The following is a 20,617-nucleotide window of genomic DNA, read 5'->3' as shown; positions in this document are numbered from 1 at the left end:
CTTCAACGTCCAATCTGCCACGCTTCGACTCCCTTTTGGACTTCATCTTACCTTCTCCTCGCTTCAACGTCCAATCCGCCACGCTTCGGCTTCCCTTTTGGACTTCATCTCACCTTCTCCCCGCTTCAACGTCCAATCCGCCACGCTTCAGCTTACCTTTTGGACTTCCTTGTGCCTTCCCTACACGCTAAAGTCCACTCCCCCTCCAGATGAGCCTACGACATCTGGTGCGGCGGGCGACATCTGGAGGCGCTGGCGGAGTGAGCGGCGGGCGGGTGGATAGTGTTAGTTTCAGACCGTTGGAAAACGCCTGCACTTAATGAGCTGGGAGCCGCATTTTATGCGGCTAACCAGCGAATTTAGTACAGTTGCGTTTTCCACCGAGCGAGAGCGTGTCTGAAAATGACACTATCCCCCGCCCACAGCGTTCGTCTGCCACAACCTCCCGTATGTCACAACCCAATCCCCACCAGATCCTCTTTCTCCAGCATCGCCAGTATATTCTTATCCACATCCTTAAGTCCGACTATCCTTGTTGCCTGATTGGATATGGCTTTTTCAAGATAGTTCCTTACATCTCTTGCATTAGCATAGCCTTCCGGCTTATTGGCTACCCGGTCTGTAAAGAATCTTCTTGCTTCCTCAAGTGCATCACGGGAAAGCATGTATTCCTGTTTCTTGCAGTTGTTTATAAGTATCTCAACCTCTTCCTCGGCTGTGTAATCCTCGAAGTTAATGAATTTATTAAATCTTGAACGCAGTCCCGGATTGGAATCTAAGAATTCCTCCATCAGTTCTGTATAACCTGCCACTATTACAACTAAATCATCTCTGTGGTCTTCCATTCCTTTTAATAATGTGTCTACAGCTTCCTGTCCGAAATCGCCCTGACCTTTTCCATTAGTAAGTGTATATGCTTCGTCTATGAACAGGACTCCTCCAAGTGCTGATTCTATTACCTCTGCAGTCTTCGTCGCTGTCTGACCTATGTAACCACACACAAGTCCTGAACGGTCTACTTCCACAAGATGTCCTTTTGAGATTGCCCCTATTGCCTTATATATTCTGGCAAGCAGTCTTGCAACTGTCGTCTTTCCTGTTCCTGGATTTCCCATGAATACAAGGTGTTTGTTGACGCTTGTCTGCTTCATTCCCATCTGCTCACGCATTTTCTGAACTTTAAGAAGATTAATAAGTGCATTGACATCTTCTTTAACTGCAGTAAGTCCCGTCAGTGAATTAAGTTCTGCAATTAGTTCATCAGCGTCCGGCTTTTCGTCATCTTCTGTCTCTGCCTGTATTGTCACACTCTTGTAATCAGGACGCAGCAGACCGTATGATTTAAGATTCTCGTCCAGCATCACACAGTATGATGATAAAACATTTATCTCGACCTCGGTGCTTTCAGTATTCGCAGCCAGATATTCCTGTCCGAGCTTCCTGTAGCTTTCTGCCAGCGTCCGCGCCTCTTTGTTGTCGTATCTGTCGTTCTTAATCTTGTGTCCTGCATTGGCAAGTATAAAATACTTAAATGTCTCTGGCATTTTTGTAATATAGCCTGCTCCAAGCATGTTGCGGTTCTTAATATCAGCCGCCATTAAGGCACTGACCTCAAACCCCAGCTTCTTCTTTATAAATGCTTTTTCCTGCTCACCGTACCTTTCATCTATCATTGATATATATATTAGGAAATGCAGAAACTCCTTCTTAAGATTGTCGCGGAGCCTTGTATTTCCTGCCAGCTTCACAATGCCATTCTGCTCTATATAATCACACATTTCGTAGCACATATTAATTGAATCCATATTTATCTCCCCATTATTTTTATAGAGTCATTTAAAAGCTATGTCCTCCGCCGGAACTTCCACCTCCGTCAGACGAACCCCCTCCAGAACCCGAATAATCGCCAGAGCCACCACTGTAATCAGATGACTCCCTCCTTACCGTAGTATGTTCCTTTATCAGTTCCTTGCTGACCTTTACACTAACAAATGAATTGTTCGCTATTCCAACCATTTCTCCACATCTATCTGCTGATTTTCTACTTGCTCTTGATATTTTAAGAACTGTAAAATTAGCAGTTACTCCGAGCAGCATAGCCAGTAACACATTATTAATAATCTGCATTGGTCTTTTGACTTTACCACCTGCAAGGCAATTTTCTGCCTGTGTAAATGCATTTATTGCGCATTTGCCATAATCTCCTGCTGTAGCACTTTTATAGACATTATCTGTTATTGAATTAGCTTCTGCATTCCGGATTATTTTACGCGTACTACCTGTACAGTACATATATATTTCTCTGTTATACATGTCTATTGTAAACATTATTACTGGTGCAGTCTTTGAACTGCCAAAATGTTCTGCACAATAATTCTGACAGATATCAGCTGTGTTCCTTCCATATTCTGTTGAATCTGTTGTATAAAATATAACATTTGTATTCCTGGATATGCTTTCCATAACATCATACAACTGCGGCTTATCAGTATCTTTTATCAGATAAGCACTATCATCATATATTATTGTATAACTGGTGTCAGTTTTACCACTTTCACTGGCGCTTACCTGCTGTGTGCCAGATATGCCGCATATAATAAAGGAACAGAAAATTATAATTACCGTCAGAAATTTTTTAAGATATCTCAATGTTTTCCTGTCCTCCTTTGTATTCTTTAAACTGCGGCAATGGTCTTGTACAGCTGTAATTATAATCTCTTATAATTCCAATCACCACAATTACTTCTGATGCCAATGCCATGGCTGTCGCGACATAATACCATATATCATGCACAGGATTAATAACTGCGACTGCCATAATGATTATGTTAATTATAACTGAAAGCACAAAAACCGGTGATGGCACTGTATTATTCTTTTTAAGTGCCTCATATTTATGATAGTTCTTAATAATCATAATCACCTGCATTACAAATGTTACTGCACATATTACAGCTTTAACCCATTTGCTGCTTTCCCTGTATTCGGAATTAACTGTTATGACAAAACTTATAATAAAGTACATGAGCATAAATGCTCCAACTGTAATTGCAACTAATTTTGATATGTCCGATTTTTTCAATTTATAAGTTCTTTTTATTTCCCTGTCATACATTTTTCTTATGTTAGCATCGTAAAATAAACCTGCTATAAGATTAAATACTGCTGCTATTCCTATCATTGTCTTTGCTGTAAACATGACACTCTGAAAGCACATAAGAATTATAAATAAAATGGCTGATATGATTGCTGACACACCAAAAAACTTCTTAAAGTCTACTGGCAGATCGCAATTCATTTTCCCTGTATGTCCATTAATAACAGCATATGCTACCCTGTTTCTGTTCTGATAAGACATAAACCATACCGGTTTTAAAATGTCCTCTTTACAGAATATCTTAATCTGTGGCTCCTGTTCTGTCTTATTTATGTGCATGTTGCTTCCGACTTTACATTTAATCTGATTATTTATGTATTCTTTCGAATTGACATATGCATAATTCTCATATTCTGAAGCTGGCACATCCGACATATCTGCGTAAAATCCGCACAGATAACCTAGTCTGAAATCCACTACTGCCTTTGAATCAGTTGCATCATTTACCGCCTCGCTTAAATCATCCCGGAATAATCCCGAGGCATCATGTGTAATACCTTTTACATAACCATGAACTGGCGCGTGTATTTTCCAGTATTTTTTTGTTGTATATATTTTCTTTTTTTTCTTTTTGGTTGTCTCTGTACTGCCATATGCATCATAAACACCGGCAACCTCCGCATCATAACTATGATATGGCAGATATATTCCTCTGAATTCATTGATTCCGTCCGCTGTCTTATATTCATCAGGTACATACATATTCTTTTTTGCAAAATTCTTGAATTTTGTCTTACATACACGCTTTTCAACTTTAAAAGGGACTATTAATTTCGGCGCATCTATTGTTTCCGTTCTCTGCTGTAAAATTGCAGATGCACCACAATAGCTGCAAAATCCCGCTATCGTATTATCTGCCGTATATATTCTTCCGCCACAGGACGGACATACATATTCATTTATTTCATATAGAGAACTTTCAGCATCTTTGTCCTTTTTTATTGCCTGTACATCATATTTATTACCGCATCGTGAACACCGCAATTTACCTGTTTTTATATCGTATTTTAACTCGGCTCCACAACCTGGACATCCATACATTTCTTCCCCTCCTGTTTTATGTAAGATTTTCCATATGTTATATCAATTTCGTAAACACATACAGCACCACTAGAAATATTATATTGTAAACTGTAAATACGGCAAAATATTTTCCCTTTTTCTCTGGCACTTCATTGGCATACAGCTTGTACGATATGAGGCTTGCCATTGACGCTATGAGCGTACCAAGACCTCCAATGTTCACCCCTATTGCGAGGTTCTTTATATTGTCTGTAAATCCTGATAACAGCAGTGCCGCCGGAACATTGCTTATGCACTGGCTTGTTATTATTCCTACTTCCAGCTCCCGGCTATTCACGATTCCTGCAAGAAAATGTGCCACAGGTTCAACCCTTCCCATATTGCCTGTGAATATGAAGAATCCGATAAATGTTAATAGCAGTGCATAATCTGCCTTCGCAAGCACATTTTTCTCCAGCAGTAATACCGTTATGAGAACGGCTGCTGCAAGTATATACCATGTCAGCACTCTTGAGACAACTAAAAGTGCAAGAATAAATAATACGCTGTAGGCCATGACTCGTGGCACTGATGTATTATGTGCAGCTTCGCTGTCTGTATCTTCTATACATATTATTTCGTTCTTATTCTTTATAAGAAGGATTGATATAACCAGAAGCAGGGCTGAAACTATTGTGTATGGCAGCAGCCACATTATGAATTCTCCGATTCCTTTTCCAGCCAGTCCATACAGATACAGATTCTGCGGATTACCAATCGGTGTCAGCATACTTCCAAGATTCGCAGCTATCGTCTGCAATACAACTACTGGTATCATAAGCTCCTGCCTGCCACACTGCTTAAGCATCATTATTGCAAATGGGACAAATGTTATAAGCGACACATCATTTGTTATAATCATGCTGCTAAAGAAATTCAGTCCTACAAGAACTGCAATAAGCTGCCACATTTTTCGTGTTCTTGTAAGAAGGGCATGTCCGATTTTTTCAAAAATGCCGTTCTGCATATAGCCTTTCGTTATTATCATCAGACTCCACAATATTCCAAGTGAACGCCAGTCTATGTAACCGGCATATGCTTTGTCTGGTTTTATAAAAAACATTGAAACGATTGCAAGCACCCAGCTTATTGTAAGTACTGCATCTTTCTTTAAATAATTATAGATTCTCTTCATGACATTTTCTCTCTTAATATAGTAATTGCTTTATATTTTACAATATATTTTTTATCCTTTACAGTATTAGTTGTCAAAATATATATACAAGTTTATAATAACAAAAGTTTTGCATAGGAGATTCTATTATTTATGAAAAAATTATTAGACAAATGGATTAGTATTAGTCTCATTAAAAGAATTATTGGAGGACTGGCACTTGGTATTATTCTTGGTCTGCTCGTTCCAAAGGCTTCCGGCATTGCTCTTTTCGGAAGTGTTTTCGTTGGCGCACTTAAGGCTATTGCGCCACTTCTCGTTTTCGTGCTTGTCATAAGTTCTTTATGCCATTCAGGAAAAAGTCATGGCGGTGTTATTAAAACCGTAATTATTCTGTACATGTTCAGTACCATTCTTGCCTCTGTAATCGCAGTATTTACAAGCAAATTATTTCCGGTTACGCTCACTCTGACAGAAGGCATTGAAGAAATGTCATCACCGGGAAGTATTGGTGATGTATTTAACTCTTTATTAATGAATATTGTTGAGAATCCTATTACTTCTCTTACTAAAGCTAACTATGTAGGTATTCTTGCATGGGCTGTTGTTATCGGTATTGCATGTAGACATGCCAAAGAATCTACTAAAGATATGCTTGTAGATATCTCTAATGGTCTTTCCAAGGTTGTTACCTGGATTATTAATTTTGCTCCATTTGGTATTATGGGACTTGTATTTGATACTGTGTCAAACAATGGTATGTCAGTATTTAAGGAATATGGAAAGCTTCTTATGCTTCTCGTTGGTACTATGCTTTTTATTTATTTCGTTACCAACCCGATTCTTGTTTTCTGGTGTACACACAAGAATCCCTACCCACTTGTATTCAGATGTTTAAAAAAGAGCGCACTCACTGCATTTTTCACAAGAAGCTCCGCTGCCAATATTCCTATTAATATGAAGGAATGTGAGGATATGGGACTTGACAGGGATACTTACTCTGTAACTATTCCGCTCGGCGCAACTATTAACATGGACGGTGCCGCTATTACGATTACTGTTATGACACTTGCCGCAGCCAATACTTTAGGTATTACTGTTGATATCCCAAGTGCAATTCTTTTAAGTATTCTTGCAGCGCTTTCTGCATGCGGTGCTTCTGGTGTTGCCGGTGGTTCACTCCTGCTTATACCTATGGCTTGCTCATTATTCGGTATTCCTAATGATGTTGCAATGCAGGTTGTCGGAATCGGCTTCATCATCGGTGTTATTCAGGATTCTGTTGAAACTGCACTTAACTCATCATCTGACCTTTTACTTTCTGCTTCTGCTGAGTTCAGACAGTGGAGAAAAGAAGGCAGGGAGATTACATATTAATATGATTAATGCAAAAATGTCTGGCATGCTGCTCTACTGCGGCACACCAGACATTTTTTATATTACGGATTATTTTTATCTGTTCTTAATCATGCTTACAACTGCTAGAACAGCATTTATTAGACACCATACTGACCAGATTACTAAGTCACTGTAATTACCATATCCTGCGAATCCGAATAAAGCAGCAAGTCCAAAAAGCACAATCAGCGCTATATCGTGTCCCTTGCCAGTCTTATTTCTTGTAGCTATCGATACAATTCCGCCTGCCAGCATAAGTATTCCAACTACAGCACCGACACTTCCTGATACTCCTCCGTTATCCTCAAGTGCATTAACTACTCCTGCCGCACATGACTGGAACATAACTACTGCAAATAATATTATTGATATTATTCCTGATACTAATTTCCATACTTTCATTATGTTTATCCCCCTACTGAAGTTTTATTATTACTTTTTCACTTGTCCATATATTAGCTGAATATTCCAGTTCTATCGACTCTGCATTAACAGGCACTTCAAATACAACATCAAAGCTTATCTGTCTGCCTGATGAAATACTGCCAATCGTGAAATCTGAATCTGACATCATATATTTCTGTTCACAACTCACATCGTCTGCATAGCAGTCAAAATCACCTGTACTTACATATATGTCTGTATTCCCTGTGTTCTCAAATGTGAAATCTGCTCTTATGTATTTCATTCCATCTGCTGGTGAATACAATCCATAAGGATTATCGTAATCTGTGTAATCTGTATCAGCATCTGTTACTGTACATTTAAGACCTTTCTTCTCAAAGCTTCCACCAACCATAACAACATTATCACTTGAAGCAGCTCTCTTATCTGATGTACCTCCCGCATTACTGTTGTCCACACTTGTGTCTGAACCGCTTCCCATTGCCATTACTGCAAATACTATCAGGCATAACAACACCCCTATGTACTTTCTGATTCTCTTCATATGATTTCCTCCTCATATCATTATCATGTCTTTTTATAATAAAAACAGCCATCAATTCTGCAATTATTTCCACAATAATATCCATCACATCAAATGTTCCCCTTACACATCCGGTTAATTGAAGGATTTCTATAATTGTTGAAAACACGCCTGCCAGTGCAGACATTTTCCACACATCAGCTGTTCTATTACCAGTAACTGCCACTAAAGAAAATACCAGCGCATACGCCCACAGCATATCTGGTACATAACTGCGCACAATTCTTACAAATGTATTCTCCACCCCGACATGCAAGCCTGTTCCCATAATCCTGTCTATATTCTTTACAAATATGACATCCGGCGAAGTTATGTAATAAAACAGACTTCCTGCAAGTATTGGAATAACAACATTTGCCCATGCAAAACATTTCTTCATGTACATACCTATATTTCAACTAAATTAATAAAGCTATCTTTAATATGAATGTTATCATATGTTCTATCGAAATCTGTGTGCTGACAGCACAAAAGGGGCTGCCACACTAATTTCTTAATGTGACAACCCCTTTATAAAATACTCTCTATTATTGCAACAACTATTGCAAAAAACATCAATAATGCAAAGCATAGTGCAAAACCATATACACATGTAAGAATAAAGCTTAAAGCATTAACTTTCTTCATTCCCGGCAGTTTTCTTCTTATATTAAGGTAATTGCCAAACCATAATGTCATTCCAAGCAACATAATAAAAATTGCTATTTTATACACTGCCTGTTCCCATCCAGTCATTATTACTCCTGTGTCACTGTCTGTAAATGTGACACTCAGCGACAGCAATATTATTAATGCATACCATCCTAATGCAGCTATACAGCATATTATGTTAGTTCCTCTGAAACCCGGTGGCAGAAAACGCCTCCATGAGCTGTTAATATTATAATTCTTATTCTGATATTTTCTGTATGTATTGGTAATCTTTTCTTTTACTGTACGATATGATGCAGCAGCTGCTTCTGTATTGTCCGTTCCAAATGCACTATCATCACTCCTGTTACCAGTCTGACTGCCTATGATATATAATACTTCTCTCAGCTCTGTTGCTGACTGGTATCTGTCCCTTGCATCTACCATTAAACATTTTCTTAAAATGTCTGTAAAGCGGCACTGTGCTATCCCTGCTCCCGGCTTGTCGCCTGTCATGATGTAATTAATTGTCGCACCCAGTCCATATATATCCGTACGCTCGTCTGACTGTCCGAATCCAAACTGCTCAGGTGCGGCAAAATACACCGTTCCAAGCATCTTAGTATCTTCGTTCTTGTCGGCATTTACATGTCTTGCCGCATTAAAATCTATCAGATGCACATGTCCGTTTTTTTCAATAATTATATTAGATGGTTTTATATCTCTATGAACAATTACCGGTTCTAACTGCTGTAAGCACACAAGTATATCTGCAAGCTGTACAGCAATATCATATGCCTGTTCTTCATTAAGCAGTCCCTGTTCATCTAATACCTGCTTAAGACTTCTGCCCTGTATATATTCCTCAACAACTATAAGCCTTTCACCATCCGCAATACATTCCTTTACCGCAGGAACTCCCTCAATTCTCACAGAGGCAAGCTGCTCATATACATCACGCGAATAAATATCAAGTGTCTTCTTAACACAAAACTCGCTGTTTCTTATGTCCTGAACAAGCACTATATTCTGTTTTCCTTCAAGTACTGTCAGTTCCCTGTAAAATGACAGCCTGCTCTCCTCTTCTAATGTCATATTTTCATCCTTATTGTAATTTAATGTTTATTATTATACACTATATCAATAGAAAATGTGTACTCTATTGTGAAAGGCGGAATTAATAATGAACGAAAAACCGACTTATGAACTTGATAAAATCTTAAGTTCAGTTGAGCCTGAACATTTTAACAGATACCGTAATGAAGAAGATACTGACGCTCAGATATCTGTCAGTGAATTCTTTAACCATTATATAGGAATCCACGGACTTCAATTAAGTGATGTTATACGACAAAGTGATATTCCAGCTAATTATGCATACGGAATACTTAATGGCAATCGTACCAATCCAAGCCGTGACAGAGTAATTGCTCTCTGCATCGCATGCCATATGAACCTTACTGATACCAACCGTGCGTTAAAAACTGCAGGCTTAAGCCCTTTGTATTCCAAGGTCAGCCGCGATGCTGCAATTATAATTATGATTAACAAATGTGAATATGACATTGGAATTATTAATGAATTTCTGTATGGACATAATCTCAATATTCTTTCTACAACCAGCAACAAGGAGGCTTAACTATGAACATAATTGACTCACACATTCATATATGCCGCTGCATCAATGGATTTGGAAACAGCGGAGAAATGCAGGCTATAGGCGGAGGTTACGCAAGCTACGCTGATGGAACTATATTCCAGATGATACCAGAGTGTCTCGGTGAATATGATGTAACTCCGGAAGCGGTTCTTAAGGTTATGGACGAGGCTGGTGTTTCCAAGGCTGTTATGCTTCAGGGCAATTTCTTAGGACCGCAGAATCTCTACACTTATGAGGCTGCAAAGAAATATCCTGACCGTCTTGCTGCAGCAGCTACTTACGACCCATTCTGCAGAAATGTTGATTCTATAAGAAAGCATTTGTTTGAAGACCTCGGAATTAAGATTGTAAAGTTCGAAGTCAGCACAGGAAGCGGACTTATGAGTTATCATCCTACTATTCCTCTTGATGGTGATGTTATTGAGGAAATGCTGTCATTTGCTGAAAAGCATCAGAATATTGTTGTGTTCGATATCGGCCGCTACCCTGCCGAGTGCTGGCAGCCAGAAGCCCTCGCCCGTGCAATTAAAAGACACCCTGACACGCAGTTTGTTGTATGCCATCTTCTTGCTCCACGCGGACTTATTCAGGAAGATGTATGGCTTAAAGGAATGGAGACACTCACGCTTGACAATGTTGTATTCGACCTTGCAAGCCTTCCTTCTAATCAGGGTAAAGACGCCAGATACCCTTATCCTGACGCAATCCATTATATTAAACGCGCCATCGAACTTGTCGGAAGCGACCGACTTATGTGGGGAAGCGACCTGCCTATGAATCTGTGCAAGGACAGCTACAGACACCTTATTGATTACATTGTCTTAAGCAATGAAATATCAACACCTGACAAGGAAAATATCATGGCTGCTACTGCAGCTAAAGTATATTTCAAATAATCCACATATTTAATATATCCCTCAAAAGCACTGTTTACCTGCTTTTGAGGGATTTTTATATTCTCCTGTTGACATATTATGCATATCATGTTATATATACTACGACAGATGTACTACGGCTGTCGTAGTATCGCCTGTCGTAGTAATTATCATTTATTTAATATTTATTATCAGGTGAATCAGCACCTGCAATTAATCCGAAGGGAGGAGTATGCATGGCTGGCATCAGCAGCGACATTATACGAGGCTACAACGATACAATTATCCTGTATCTTCTGCTTGATAGGCCGTCTTATGGTTACGAGATTTCTAAGCAGATTAAGGCCATGACCAATGAGAAATATATTGTTAAAGAAACTACTCTTTACTCAGCATTTACACGAATGGAAAAGAACGGATATATTACTTCTTTCCCCGGTGTAGGCGAGAATGGCGGAAAAAAGCGTACCTATTATCAGATTACTGACGAAGGACGGCTGTATTATCAGTCAAAATGTAAAGAGTGGGCTCTTACTAAAGAAGTTATTGAAAAATTTATTGTGAAGGAGAATTAATGTATGGATACTATTAAAAGTTATCTTGAAACTATGTTTGCCAATCTCCCCGCAACTACTGAGGTTTTAAAGGCTAAAGACGAATTGTGGGGCATGATGGAGGACAAATATAATGAACTTATCAGCGAAGGTAAAAGCGAGAATGAGGCTGTAGGTACTGTTATCTCAGAATTCGGCAATCTTGACGAACTCGCAGAAACTCTCGGACTTAACAGACAGTCTTCTGCCCCTGTTGATAACAGACGCACTTTAACACAGGATGAAGCCAGAAGCTTTGTAAGTGCTGGCAGCCGACATGCATTTCTGACTGCATTAGGAGTTTTCTTATGTATTTTCTCAGTAGTTCCAGTGGCAGCCTGCAGTGCAATTCATAATAATTTTATCGAGACAATGGGCACTGTTGCTCTGTTTATTATAGCAGCCTTCGGTGTCGGCATATTTATAATAACTAATTCTTTAATGAATAAATACGACTATATTAAAAGACACGAATGTATCATCGATTATGCCACTGTCGGATATGTGCAGGATAAGAAGGAACAACTTCGCAACATTTCTATTGTGTGCCGCACTCTGGGAATTATTATGTGTATCATAAGCTTTGTCCCTGCTGCCGTTTTTGACGCAATCCCAATACAAGGACTTGACGATATCGGCGGCGCAGCAATGATTTGTATAGTAAGTGTCGGCGTATTCCTTATTGTTTTCGGTTCAATGGTTGAGACTTCATGTAAGACTTTACTTGCTCTTAATGGTGACAATGTAGCAGGCAGCTATGTTAAGAAGGAGAATAAAGAAGTCAGATATATTAACAATACTGCAACAACTATTATGTCTGTTTTCTGGCCTACAGTTACATGTATATATCTGTCAGTCAGTTTCATCACATTTGCATGGGCTTTAACATGGGTTATATGGCCTATTGCAGCTGTAATACACGCTATATTCAAGAGTATACTTAAAGACGATTCCATGGAGGTGTAATTATGAAGAAACGAATTTATCTGTCAATTATATATTTTATTACACTTATATGCATAATTATTGGCGTTCTTGGTAATGTATTTAACATTTCTCCTTTTACACGCATGACTATGGCATCCAGTGGCAAATATATTGAAAATTCTTCTGTTTATGATAATGTGTCAGACATATCTGTTGATATGAATCTTGGCAGTGTTGAGATTAAGAAAGGCAGCAGGCTTGAAGTTATCTATACAGGCGCTGAAAAGTTTAAGCCTGCTGTTTCTGTTTCTGGAACTTCATTAAATATTGAACAGCATGTAAAAGTACATCTTATGACTAATATCAAAAACTCAGACTGCACACTTACAATTACTATTCCTGACAATATCAGTCTTAATTCTATTCAGGCTGACCTTAATATGGGTGATATGGATGTTAACAATATACATGCTTCTTCTGGTGATTTCTCCATTGATATGGGTTCTCTTAAGATTGCTGATTCATCCATTAAGAATATAACTGCTGACAACAATATGGGTGATATTAAGCTTACCAATTGCGGCAGTGATGTCCTTAACCTTTCTGTCGATATGGGTTCTCTGAAAATAAGCGGTATGGATATTGATAAATACAGTGCCAATCTCTCTGTAGACTTAGGTGACATCAAGGTTAATGATTCTACTTATTCTCACAGCTATACTAATAATGCCGGCAGCGGTAAAAGTATAAATGCTGATGTTAATATGGGTGATATTAAGATTAACAGGTAATAAAGAACCGGGCCGCAAGAAAATCCCTCAAAGGATTCTCTCCGACCCGGTTCTTTGGCTTGTTTATAGTTTTATTAGATTTTAGCGTATCAGTTATCTTACATTCTTAATCTTACGCCTGCCTGTTACTGTTGCGCCTGCTGTTAAAGCAAGTACTGCTGCTACGATGTAAGCCATCATGCTGTTAGAATCGCCAGTCTTAACATCTGATACAGATGTATCTGCTGAACCTGCGTCTGATGTACCAGCACCATTTGTATCACCTGTTCCTTCTGTGCCTGCCTCAACCTTTACTAATGCATTGATTGCTGCTGTAAGATGCTCTGTTGCCTCATCAACATCTGCCTGATATTCTGCAACTGCAAGTGCATCGACTGCTTCCTCATACTCAAGCTTCATAGCTGCCCAGGATTCTGCTGTATAATCAGCTTCATTAAGTGCATCTGCTGCTGCAATAGCTGCTGAAAGCTTAGATGTATCACTTACAGGTGCTTTAATCTTAACGATATTAGCATCAGTTGCTTCAAAATCAATTGTAGTATCAGTATATCCTAATGCATATACTGTAAGTGACCAGTAACCTGTTCCATCATAACCTGCTGGTAACTGGCAGCGTGCTGAATCAGTAAGTCCAAGCTGGATTCCCATTGACTTATGCATCCAGTTATCTGCAGCAAATTTAGTACCATATGTAGCAACAGCATTTGTTCTTGTTGCATCATTTCCATAATATGTCCACTTAACAGCCTGCATCATAGCACCTAATGCGCCATAACCATCACCATTAATATCAACTCTTAAGAATTCACCGTATGAACCTGTAGCATCTTTTACTGTAGATGTAATGTTAGCAGCCACACTTATATCCTGCTCTGCAAATGACTTTCCACTTCCAGTCTGTCTTGCAGAGAATGAATATGTTCCATCTGCATTCTTAACTGCTGTCTTAAGTCCGTTAGTATCTGCATTAACTGCAGCTGTATACTCATATGAACTAAGCTTGACCTCACCGAATCCTCCGTATAACTTCTCACCATTCTTGACAACTTTGTAATGCTGCTCAAAATCAGCAAGATCAGATGTCTTAACCTTAACCGGAACATACTTAATACCAGTTACTTCATAAGAAGAAAGCTTAGATGTTGTACCATCTGTATTAGTAATTACTCCCTTACTATATGAAAGCTGTGTACCATCTGTAAGAATCATTATCTGATTCTTTGCATCACCAGTCCAGCCGGCAAGCTCATACTTCTTACCATCTTCTGTATCAATTGTTGCCATGCACTGGTAGCTTCCTCTGTGAAGACCATGATTGGTTGTAGCTCTTGTTACTGTATCAAAAGCGCCCTTATCATACTCACCATGTGTATCCTTCTCATCAGATGTTGTTACATCTCCTGCGTTATATACGCCCTCGTTAGCCCAGTATTCCTGCCATGTAAGACCAGCATATACATATGAATACTCATCATCTGCTGCATGTGTATCTGACACAAGTGCAGGAAGTGCTGTTACAGCAAGAACAGTAGCAGCTGCAACCGCAGCAATCTTAGTAAAAATGTTCTTTCTCATAATTCCTCCTTGTATTTTTTTCTATTACAAATCCGCCTACTTCTTAGCCGATTTATAAGCATAGTAAAATGCCTTCTTGATGGCATTGCTTGATTTGGTTGCACCAGATACTGCATCAACACCTGATGTACTCTGGTTTGCAAGAAGCTGTGCAGGAACCTTTGCATTTGCCATATTAAAATACTGTACATCCTGTGCGCCTGCTTCCGAAACTGCTGTAACTGATGTAATCACATCTCCTGATATGACTATTGTAACCGTTACATTGTAGTTATAAGTCTCACACATAGCGGAACCTGTATAAGTTCCATCTGCTTTAAATGTTGTATTAGCCGGTGCGTCACTGCCTGAACCGCCTCCCTGTGAATCATTGCTTCCACCAGAACCGTTATCTGTCTGACCACCATTTCCTGATATACCAGTTGATGAACTGCCAGATGAATTATCTGAGCCGGAATTATTCGTACCTGCATTATTAGAATCAGAATTGCTAATACCGGAATCCCCCGCATTCGCTGCATCAGAATTGTCAGACTGTGTATCTGACAGATTCGTCTGTCCAGCCTCTGCTGACGCAGAATCAGTACCTGTCTGACTGCTCTCAATCTCTTTGACCATTGCTGCAACTGTCTCTTCGTTAAAGAAATCATCCCATTCCTCATTATCTTCCGATGCCGACACTGTCTGTCTTCCTGCAAAGCACGCCACCGTCATCACTGCACATATAACCAATGCCAGTCCATACAGAACCGTCTCTGTTTTCTTACCGTATGTCTTTCCGGCTCTTGCTGCCTTTACTGATACAGCCTTTGCTATTCTCATAGCTGCATAGCCTAAGAAAACTATGCTGTAGATAACTACATTTGCAATATACATGCCAAGTCCAAGTCTCGCATAAGGTATGTTAATGAGCATAATGTGAACATACATAAGACCATAAAACACATATGCTGTGCGCTGTAACTGCTTCCACTTCTTAGCCTGCATCTTCTTTCTTACAGATGGAAAAGATGTAACTGTAAGCACAAGCATTATAGCTATAAGCACAAGACTTATTTCCGCAGCTGCAAGCTGTGTGGCTGATAAAAGGCTTGTCTTCGTAAATAACATTCTGAAATATGTCATTCCATATGTGAAATTATGACACAGGACGAGTATTGCCGCTGTAATTGACAATTCGCCTCTTATCTTCATAAGTGGTGCAATCAGCTTGTTGCCCTTTGGCAGTGCGCCAGTGTACATTACTACAACAAACATTGCCGTTCCAATCGAGCCTTTTGCAAATATTCCTAATATATTGTTCTTTACAAACAAAGGCATTGGCAGGAACTCAAGCAGGAATACCGCAATAGAGATTACTGCCGCACCTATATAAAATATATTGGCATATTTCTTAAGTGAATCTTTGAGAAAATATATAAATAAAGCTACGATTATAAGTGATATTATTAATAACATGTCTGCTCCTTCGGGTCTGTATATCTCGGTTAGCTATCTTTAACAAAAGTATATCCACCTATCTTTAATTAGCTTTCACTAACCGACCTATAGAATATATTTTTCTCACCACATTTGTCAATACAGACAGTTAATAATAATTCTCATTAAGGCTGTCTGGTAATTATTTCCTTATCCATATCTGTTGAAAATGTGTCTTTGATTCCTTCTGACACATACACTTTACTGCCATCAAAAAGTATCATATCAAAATCTATAGCACCGCTTCTGTAAAGTTCTTTAGCGCCGTCCAGCCCCATTACAAAAAGTGCCGTTGACAATGCATCTGCTGTAGTTTCATCTGAACACACAATTGTAACAGAAGTCAGGTCACTGTCTGAAGGATAACCTGTCTGTGGGTCTATAATATGATGGTATACCTGTCCGTCCTGCTCAAAATACCGCTCGTACCCGCCTGATGTAATGACAGCCTTATCCGCCGTGCTTAATATTCCAAGATAACTATTCTCACTGGCAGGATTCTGTATGGCAACTCTCCAGTCTGAACCGTCCGTCTTAGTTCCAAGCACCTGCACATTGCCCCCAAGATTGACAATCGCATGCTCAATGCCGCAATCCTTCATAATCTGGATAACCCGCGAAGATGTGTAGCCTTTGGCTATACCGCCAAGGTCAATGCTGGAACCACCTGTCAGTGCCACCTGCTGCCCGTTTACTGATACATTTGTATAAGAAACACCCTTAAGTGCCTCTGCAATCTCGTTGCTTTCAGGCACTCTGTAATTCTTCGTCGTAAATCCCCACAGCTCCATAAGAGGATATATCGTAATATCGAAAGCCCCATTGGTCTTTTCTGACACCTGCATTGCCCTGTTCATTATAAATGCCGTTTCTTCCGATACTTCTCCGCTTCCATTTTCATTTATCTTAGTAACATCACTGTCCGCATTTCCTACCGAAAACATTGCATCAAGCCGGTTAATCTCCTGCACCGCCTTGTTTACTGCCTCCTCTGAATTATTTCCATATGCTGTTAGTGACATATATGTATCCATTGCAAATATTTCCTGTGTGCTCTGGGCCGGCTGTTCCTTCGCAGCCTTTTCTTTATTACCGCATGATGAGAGCACTGTCATAGCAGTGATTCCTATCATAACTGTTAAAATGTATTTTCTTAACTTCATAATTATCTCCACCTTACATAAGTTAGTTCTTTGAAACTTTAAACTATATTGTGGAAAATGTCAATTGTTCGCGCGAAAAAGGGCACCTGCTTAATGCAGATGCCCTCTTAGAAAGAAGTTATTTATGAAATTAGATATCTTTTCTTCTTCTCATGTATACTGCTGCCATTCCAAGTAAGCCACAAAGTCCTGCTGACATTAATGCTGCATACATTCCTGTATGACTCATATCACCAGTCTTGACTGTTGTGTCTGCTCCTGTTGATGTTCCTGTTGAATCATCAGGTGTCTCGGCAGGATTCTCGTTATCTGATGGATTTCCTTCAACATATTCTGGGTTCTGGTTATTCTCACCTTCCCATGTAACATTTAAGTTATGAAGCATTGTTGTATTCTGCCATCCGCGTGCGCCAAGTGTTCCTGTATGCTGGATTGCAACTCCACCAAAGCTGTTAGCTTCAATCTCTGCTGTAAGGTCAACCACATGTGGATATCCCTTAGCTGCCTGGTCTGCAAGCTGTTCTGTTGGTGTCTCAACATGTGCTGTGAGCTTATTGCCTTCAGCCTTTAAGCTGATTGTACAGCCTGTTGCATAGCAGCTTGCGATAACTTCATCAGAAATCTCTGTTACTGTTCCGTTGTCGTATTTTACAAGTACAAATGTTACGGCATTAGATGAAGCCTTTGTTCTTACTATTCTTAATCCGTATCCTGTAAGTGTAGATGTATCGAACTTAAGAAGTACATCCATATACTGTCCTGCACTACCAAATCCCTGACCTGCTGTCTTGGCTGGGTCAACTACAAGCTTAAGTGACATATCACCATATGTTCCTTCTACTGGTGTATACATAAGTCTTGCGCCCTGTGTACCTTCATATAATCCAGCGCCTACACAGCCGTTACCTGTTGTTCCATATTTCCAAGGTTCTTCTGTATCAGCTCCCTGCCAGCTTCCAAAACTTTCTGTATCTGCCGGACGGTTATAATCTACTGTCCAGAAGCCAGCTTTGATTTCAGACTGCTTTACATTAGGGAAGTTAGAGAAATCTGTAGCAAAGTTCTTGCTTCTTATATCTTTCACTCCGATTGCCTTGTCATATACTGTATTTACCGGTGTTCCATAATCACTTCTGATGTTCTTAGATTCTACCTTAGCCATGATGTAATATCCTACATCACCTGCTGTTAACTTATATGTATACTCTGGTGAATCATTTCTTGTTACTGCTACAAGTATAGGATTGCTGCCCTCTGCATCTGTACATCTGTACCATGAGATTGCAGACATGTCTTCTCTGCTTCCTAAATCAAGTGAGTAATCTACTTTAAGACTGCCCTGTCCGTCATTAGTAATAACTGGTGCCTTTGTAAATGCTGGTGCTTCAAGCTTGCTTGGCTTTACAGTAATTCCAACTGCTGCTTCAAGGCCTGACTCTGTAGATGCATTTATAATGACCTTCTTAGCTGCATCATCATTATTAGTACCTTCTACTTTGCATGTTCCGTCACCATTATCTGTTAACTTCACATATGCCTTATCTTCGTCTGATACGCTGTATGTTATCTTCTGTGTTGTATCATTAGTTCCATAGAAATAGTTAACTGTTCCTCCTATTGAAGCTGTTTCCTTTCCAGATTCAATCTCTGTGACATCTGATGTTATTGAAAGCTGTGTTGCAACTGTGTCCTGTCCGGCTGCTTTAATTACATCCTTAACTCCTAATGGATCCCAGTCGTCACTGCCCTTTAAAAGATTGTATGTGTTGTAATATGTCTTACCACCTGACACAACCTTGTAGGCATCAAGTACCGACTTACCTGTCATATCAACGGTTTCTTTAGCACCCTCGCCACCGATTGTGATGCTCTGTCCATTATGAATTATGTTGCTCTGATAACACTTTAATGAAGTTGATGGTGTTTTAGTCCATCCAATTGATATAGGTACACTTAAATTACTTTTATATACACAGTCTACTGCGGTAATTGTGCCGCCTTCCTTAGTAAAGAACTGTGTAGGTTCAGCTTCAACATTTAATATCTTACAATTAAATGTACAACCTAAAAATGTTGAACCTGTACCATATGATGAATATAATGGTCTGTTTCCGTAGAAATCAAAATCGCATCCTACATATACAGCATTTCCATTGAGAGCATCATCTGTACTTTCAAAATGACAGTTGTTATAAAGACTTCTTGATGCTCCATTTATTGGGTCAAGATTAAGTCTACTTATAAAGTTACAATTATCTGCAAACATCTTTTCTCCAGAAACATCAGCAAGCTGTGCCTGTGTGATTGTCTCTGTTCTCTTTGCCTGATTAAGCTCACTCATAAGCGGATAATCAAGGTCAACGCTGCAATAGTTACCTATTGTTATGTTCTTAACTGTAAGTGCGCCGCTGCAGTTGAATCTGAACATTGTGTAGTTACCATTAGAGGCATGTGACTGTCCTCTGTTTCCAGCTAATACAACATTATCAGGATTTCCTGTAAGACCTTTGATAGTAAGATAATCTGAATTAACAACCATTCCATAAGGTACTGAATATCCTTCTGTCTTCTGTACTGTATCTGTTGCTGCCGGATCATCTATCCAGTATACATATGGTGCAACATATACTGTCATTGGATTATCTGCTGTTCCATTCTTTAATGCGTCTGCTGACAATGCCTTAGTAATGTCGTTATATACATATGGGTACTGGGCAGCAAGCTCGTCTGATAACGAACCATCAAGATATATGGCTGTCTCTGACAACTGGATTGTCTCACCCTGATACTTAATGTAAGTTCCACCGAATTCAACCGGATCAGAACTGTCGATTGGTGTGTAACCTTCTAATGTTTTGTTAATGTCTTTTACTGCTGAATATCTCATAGCTGTTACTCCTGTTTCCTGTGCAAATGCATAATATCCCTGTAATGGAACTAAGTTACCTGCAACAAGAACACCAGTCATGACACTGACAGCAACAGAAGCAATAATTTTGTTTCTTCGTATCATATTATTCCTCCTTATATTAAATTGTTTCTGCTTCTTAAGATGCTTCCATTATATTCACATTGTATTTTTATAGATACAAAAAAACAGCACGAAATCTTTCAAAATCAAAAAAATATGTAAAAAATCAGTAACATTTTCTCTATAAACGACCTATAATCAACATGTGATTTTGCTTCGTAAGATATTATTTAT

At 39.2% G+C, this 20,617-nt stretch carries 18 protein-coding genes; 6 read left to right on the top strand and 12 right to left on the bottom strand.

Annotation, left to right across the window (positions count from 1 at the left end):
* Positions 1-452: 452 nt before the first annotated feature.
* From DW963_RS11040 to DW963_RS11025, 4 genes are read right to left on the bottom strand one after another with little or no spacing between them, the layout of a single operon-like run.
* Entirely contained in the window at positions 453-1,805 is a 1,353-nt protein-coding gene (locus DW963_RS11040; protein ID WP_117915752.1) for an AAA family ATPase, read from the bottom strand.
* A gap of 31 nt (positions 1,806-1,836) precedes the next feature.
* Positions 1,837-2,649 (bottom strand): TPM domain-containing protein, encoded by an 813-nt coding sequence (locus DW963_RS11035; RefSeq protein WP_158568709.1) that lies wholly within the window; start codon positions 2,647-2,649, stop codon positions 1,837-1,839.
* The gene (locus DW963_RS11030; protein WP_117915748.1) at positions 2,636-4,198 is read right to left on the bottom strand and encodes a TFIIB-type zinc ribbon-containing protein; all 1,563 of its coding nucleotides are present in this window, start codon (positions 4,196-4,198) and stop codon (positions 2,636-2,638) included. The genes DW963_RS11035 and DW963_RS11030 overlap by 14 nt, the downstream gene beginning before the upstream one ends.
* A gap of 37 nt (positions 4,199-4,235) precedes the next feature.
* A complete protein-coding gene (locus DW963_RS11025; protein WP_117915746.1) occupies positions 4,236-5,354 on the bottom strand; it encodes an SLC13 family permease in 1,119 nt (372 codons plus the stop codon).
* A gap of 132 nt (positions 5,355-5,486) precedes the next feature.
* Between DW963_RS11025 and sstT the strand changes: the two genes are divergently transcribed.
* A complete protein-coding gene (gene sstT, locus DW963_RS11020; protein ID WP_055216085.1) occupies positions 5,487-6,710 on the top strand; it encodes a serine/threonine transporter SstT in 1,224 nt (407 codons plus the stop codon).
* A 75-nt stretch (positions 6,711-6,785) separates the two neighbouring features.
* Here the strand turns inward: sstT and DW963_RS11015 are convergent, their stop codons facing one another.
* The 4 genes from DW963_RS11015 to DW963_RS11000 all read right to left on the bottom strand — a co-directional run bounded on the left by DW963_RS11015 (position 6,786) and on the right by DW963_RS11000 (position 9,444).
* A complete protein-coding gene (locus tag DW963_RS11015) occupies positions 6,786-7,133 on the bottom strand; it encodes a hypothetical protein (protein ID WP_117915745.1) in 348 nt (115 codons plus the stop codon).
* A gap of 13 nt (positions 7,134-7,146) precedes the next feature.
* Complete coding sequence (locus DW963_RS11010) at positions 7,147-7,680, bottom strand: DUF4352 domain-containing protein (protein WP_117915742.1); 534 nt, start codon at positions 7,678-7,680, stop codon at positions 7,147-7,149.
* Complete coding sequence (locus DW963_RS11005; RefSeq protein WP_117915740.1) at positions 7,580-8,098, bottom strand: VanZ family protein; 519 nt, start codon at positions 8,096-8,098, stop codon at positions 7,580-7,582. Before DW963_RS11005 ends, DW963_RS11010 begins: the two co-directional genes overlap by 101 nt.
* A 131-nt stretch (positions 8,099-8,229) precedes the next feature.
* Positions 8,230-9,444 carry a serine/threonine protein kinase gene (locus DW963_RS11000; protein WP_117915738.1) on the bottom strand — a complete coding sequence of 405 codons (1,215 nt, stop codon included), beginning with the start codon at positions 9,442-9,444 and terminating at the stop codon, positions 8,230-8,232.
* An 88-nt stretch (positions 9,445-9,532) separates the two neighbouring features.
* Between DW963_RS11000 and DW963_RS13805 the strand changes: the two genes are divergently transcribed.
* The 5 genes from DW963_RS13805 (at position 9,533) to DW963_RS10975 (ending at position 13,195) form a co-directional block, all read left to right on the top strand.
* Positions 9,533-9,988, top strand: coding sequence for a hypothetical protein (locus tag DW963_RS13805; protein WP_286169330.1), 456 nt, complete (start codon positions 9,533-9,535; stop codon positions 9,986-9,988).
* Positions 9,989-9,990: 2 nt separating this feature from the next.
* Positions 9,991-10,905: an amidohydrolase family protein gene (locus tag DW963_RS10990; RefSeq protein ID WP_117915736.1), complete on the top strand. Its 915-nt coding sequence runs from the start codon at positions 9,991-9,993 to the stop codon at positions 10,903-10,905.
* Between the two features lie 215 nt (positions 10,906-11,120).
* Complete coding sequence (locus DW963_RS10985) at positions 11,121-11,459, top strand: PadR family transcriptional regulator (protein ID WP_117915734.1); 339 nt, start codon at positions 11,121-11,123, stop codon at positions 11,457-11,459.
* 3 nt (positions 11,460-11,462) lie between these two features.
* Positions 11,463-12,443 (top strand): permease prefix domain 1-containing protein, encoded by a 981-nt coding sequence (locus tag DW963_RS10980; RefSeq protein ID WP_117915732.1) that lies wholly within the window; start codon positions 11,463-11,465, stop codon positions 12,441-12,443.
* Between the two features lie 2 nt (positions 12,444-12,445).
* Entirely contained in the window at positions 12,446-13,195 is a 750-nt protein-coding gene (locus DW963_RS10975) for a DUF4097 family beta strand repeat-containing protein (RefSeq protein WP_117915730.1), read from the top strand.
* A 93-nt stretch (positions 13,196-13,288) separates the two neighbouring features.
* Here the strand turns inward: DW963_RS10975 and DW963_RS10970 are convergent, their stop codons facing one another.
* From DW963_RS10970 to DW963_RS10955, 4 genes are all read right to left on the bottom strand, one after another.
* Positions 13,289-14,770, bottom strand: a complete 1,482-nt coding sequence (locus DW963_RS10970; RefSeq protein WP_117915728.1) for a penicillin-binding Tp47 domain C-containing protein — start codon at positions 14,768-14,770, stop codon at positions 13,289-13,291.
* Positions 14,771-14,806: 36 nt separating this feature from the next.
* Positions 14,807-16,228, bottom strand: coding sequence for an FMN-binding protein (locus DW963_RS10965; protein WP_117915726.1), 1,422 nt, complete (start codon positions 16,226-16,228; stop codon positions 14,807-14,809).
* 146 nt (positions 16,229-16,374) lie between these two features.
* A complete protein-coding gene (locus tag DW963_RS10960; RefSeq protein ID WP_117915724.1) occupies positions 16,375-17,412 on the bottom strand; it encodes an FAD:protein FMN transferase in 1,038 nt (345 codons plus the stop codon).
* Positions 17,413-17,542: 130 nt separating this feature from the next.
* Positions 17,543-20,425 carry a hypothetical protein gene (locus tag DW963_RS10955; RefSeq protein WP_117915722.1) on the bottom strand — a complete coding sequence of 961 codons (2,883 nt, stop codon included), beginning with the start codon at positions 20,423-20,425 and terminating at the stop codon, positions 17,543-17,545.
* Positions 20,426-20,617 lie beyond the last annotated feature (192 nt).

Origin of the sequence: Eubacterium sp. AM46-8 (assembly GCF_003466705.1) — a bacterium.
Lineage (GTDB): Bacteria > Bacillota > Clostridia > Lachnospirales > Lachnospiraceae > Lachnospira.
The sequence above is the reverse complement of the archived record's forward strand: the minus strand, read 5'-3'. Positions and strand labels throughout refer to the sequence as shown.

Excerpts from the sequence above, each read along its gene's own strand:
- DW963_RS11040 (WP_117915752.1), bottom strand. The coding sequence starts at position 1,805 with ATGGATTCAATTAATATGTGCTACGAAATGTGTGATTATATAGAGCAG.
- DW963_RS11030 (WP_117915748.1), bottom strand. The coding sequence starts at position 4,198 with ATGTATGGATGTCCAGGTTGTGGAGCCGAGTTAAAATACGATATAAAA.
- DW963_RS11025 (WP_117915746.1), bottom strand. The coding sequence starts at position 5,354 with ATGAAGAGAATCTATAATTATTTAAAGAAAGATGCAGTACTTACAATA.
- sstT (WP_055216085.1), top strand. The coding sequence starts at position 5,487 with ATGAAAAAATTATTAGACAAATGGATTAGTATTAGTCTCATTAAAAGA.
- DW963_RS11015 (WP_117915745.1), bottom strand. The coding sequence starts at position 7,133 with ATGAAAGTATGGAAATTAGTATCAGGAATAATATCAATAATATTATTT.
- DW963_RS11010 (WP_117915742.1), bottom strand. The coding sequence starts at position 7,680 with ATGAAGAGAATCAGAAAGTACATAGGGGTGTTGTTATGCCTGATAGTA.
- DW963_RS11005 (WP_117915740.1), bottom strand. The coding sequence starts at position 8,098 with ATGAAGAAATGTTTTGCATGGGCAAATGTTGTTATTCCAATACTTGCA.
- DW963_RS11000 (WP_117915738.1), bottom strand. The coding sequence starts at position 9,444 with ATGACATTAGAAGAGGAGAGCAGGCTGTCATTTTACAGGGAACTGACA.
- DW963_RS13805 (WP_286169330.1), top strand. The coding sequence starts at position 9,533 with ATGAACGAAAAACCGACTTATGAACTTGATAAAATCTTAAGTTCAGTT.
- DW963_RS10990 (WP_117915736.1), top strand. The coding sequence starts at position 9,991 with ATGAACATAATTGACTCACACATTCATATATGCCGCTGCATCAATGGA.
- DW963_RS10985 (WP_117915734.1), top strand. The coding sequence starts at position 11,121 with ATGGCTGGCATCAGCAGCGACATTATACGAGGCTACAACGATACAATT.
- DW963_RS10980 (WP_117915732.1), top strand. The coding sequence starts at position 11,463 with ATGGATACTATTAAAAGTTATCTTGAAACTATGTTTGCCAATCTCCCC.
- DW963_RS10975 (WP_117915730.1), top strand. The coding sequence starts at position 12,446 with ATGAAGAAACGAATTTATCTGTCAATTATATATTTTATTACACTTATA.
- DW963_RS10970 (WP_117915728.1), bottom strand. The coding sequence starts at position 14,770 with ATGAGAAAGAACATTTTTACTAAGATTGCTGCGGTTGCAGCTGCTACT.
- DW963_RS10965 (WP_117915726.1), bottom strand. The coding sequence starts at position 16,228 with ATGTTATTAATAATATCACTTATAATCGTAGCTTTATTTATATATTTT.
- DW963_RS10960 (WP_117915724.1), bottom strand. The coding sequence starts at position 17,412 with ATGAAGTTAAGAAAATACATTTTAACAGTTATGATAGGAATCACTGCT.
- DW963_RS10955 (WP_117915722.1), bottom strand. The coding sequence starts at position 20,425 with ATGATACGAAGAAACAAAATTATTGCTTCTGTTGCTGTCAGTGTCATG.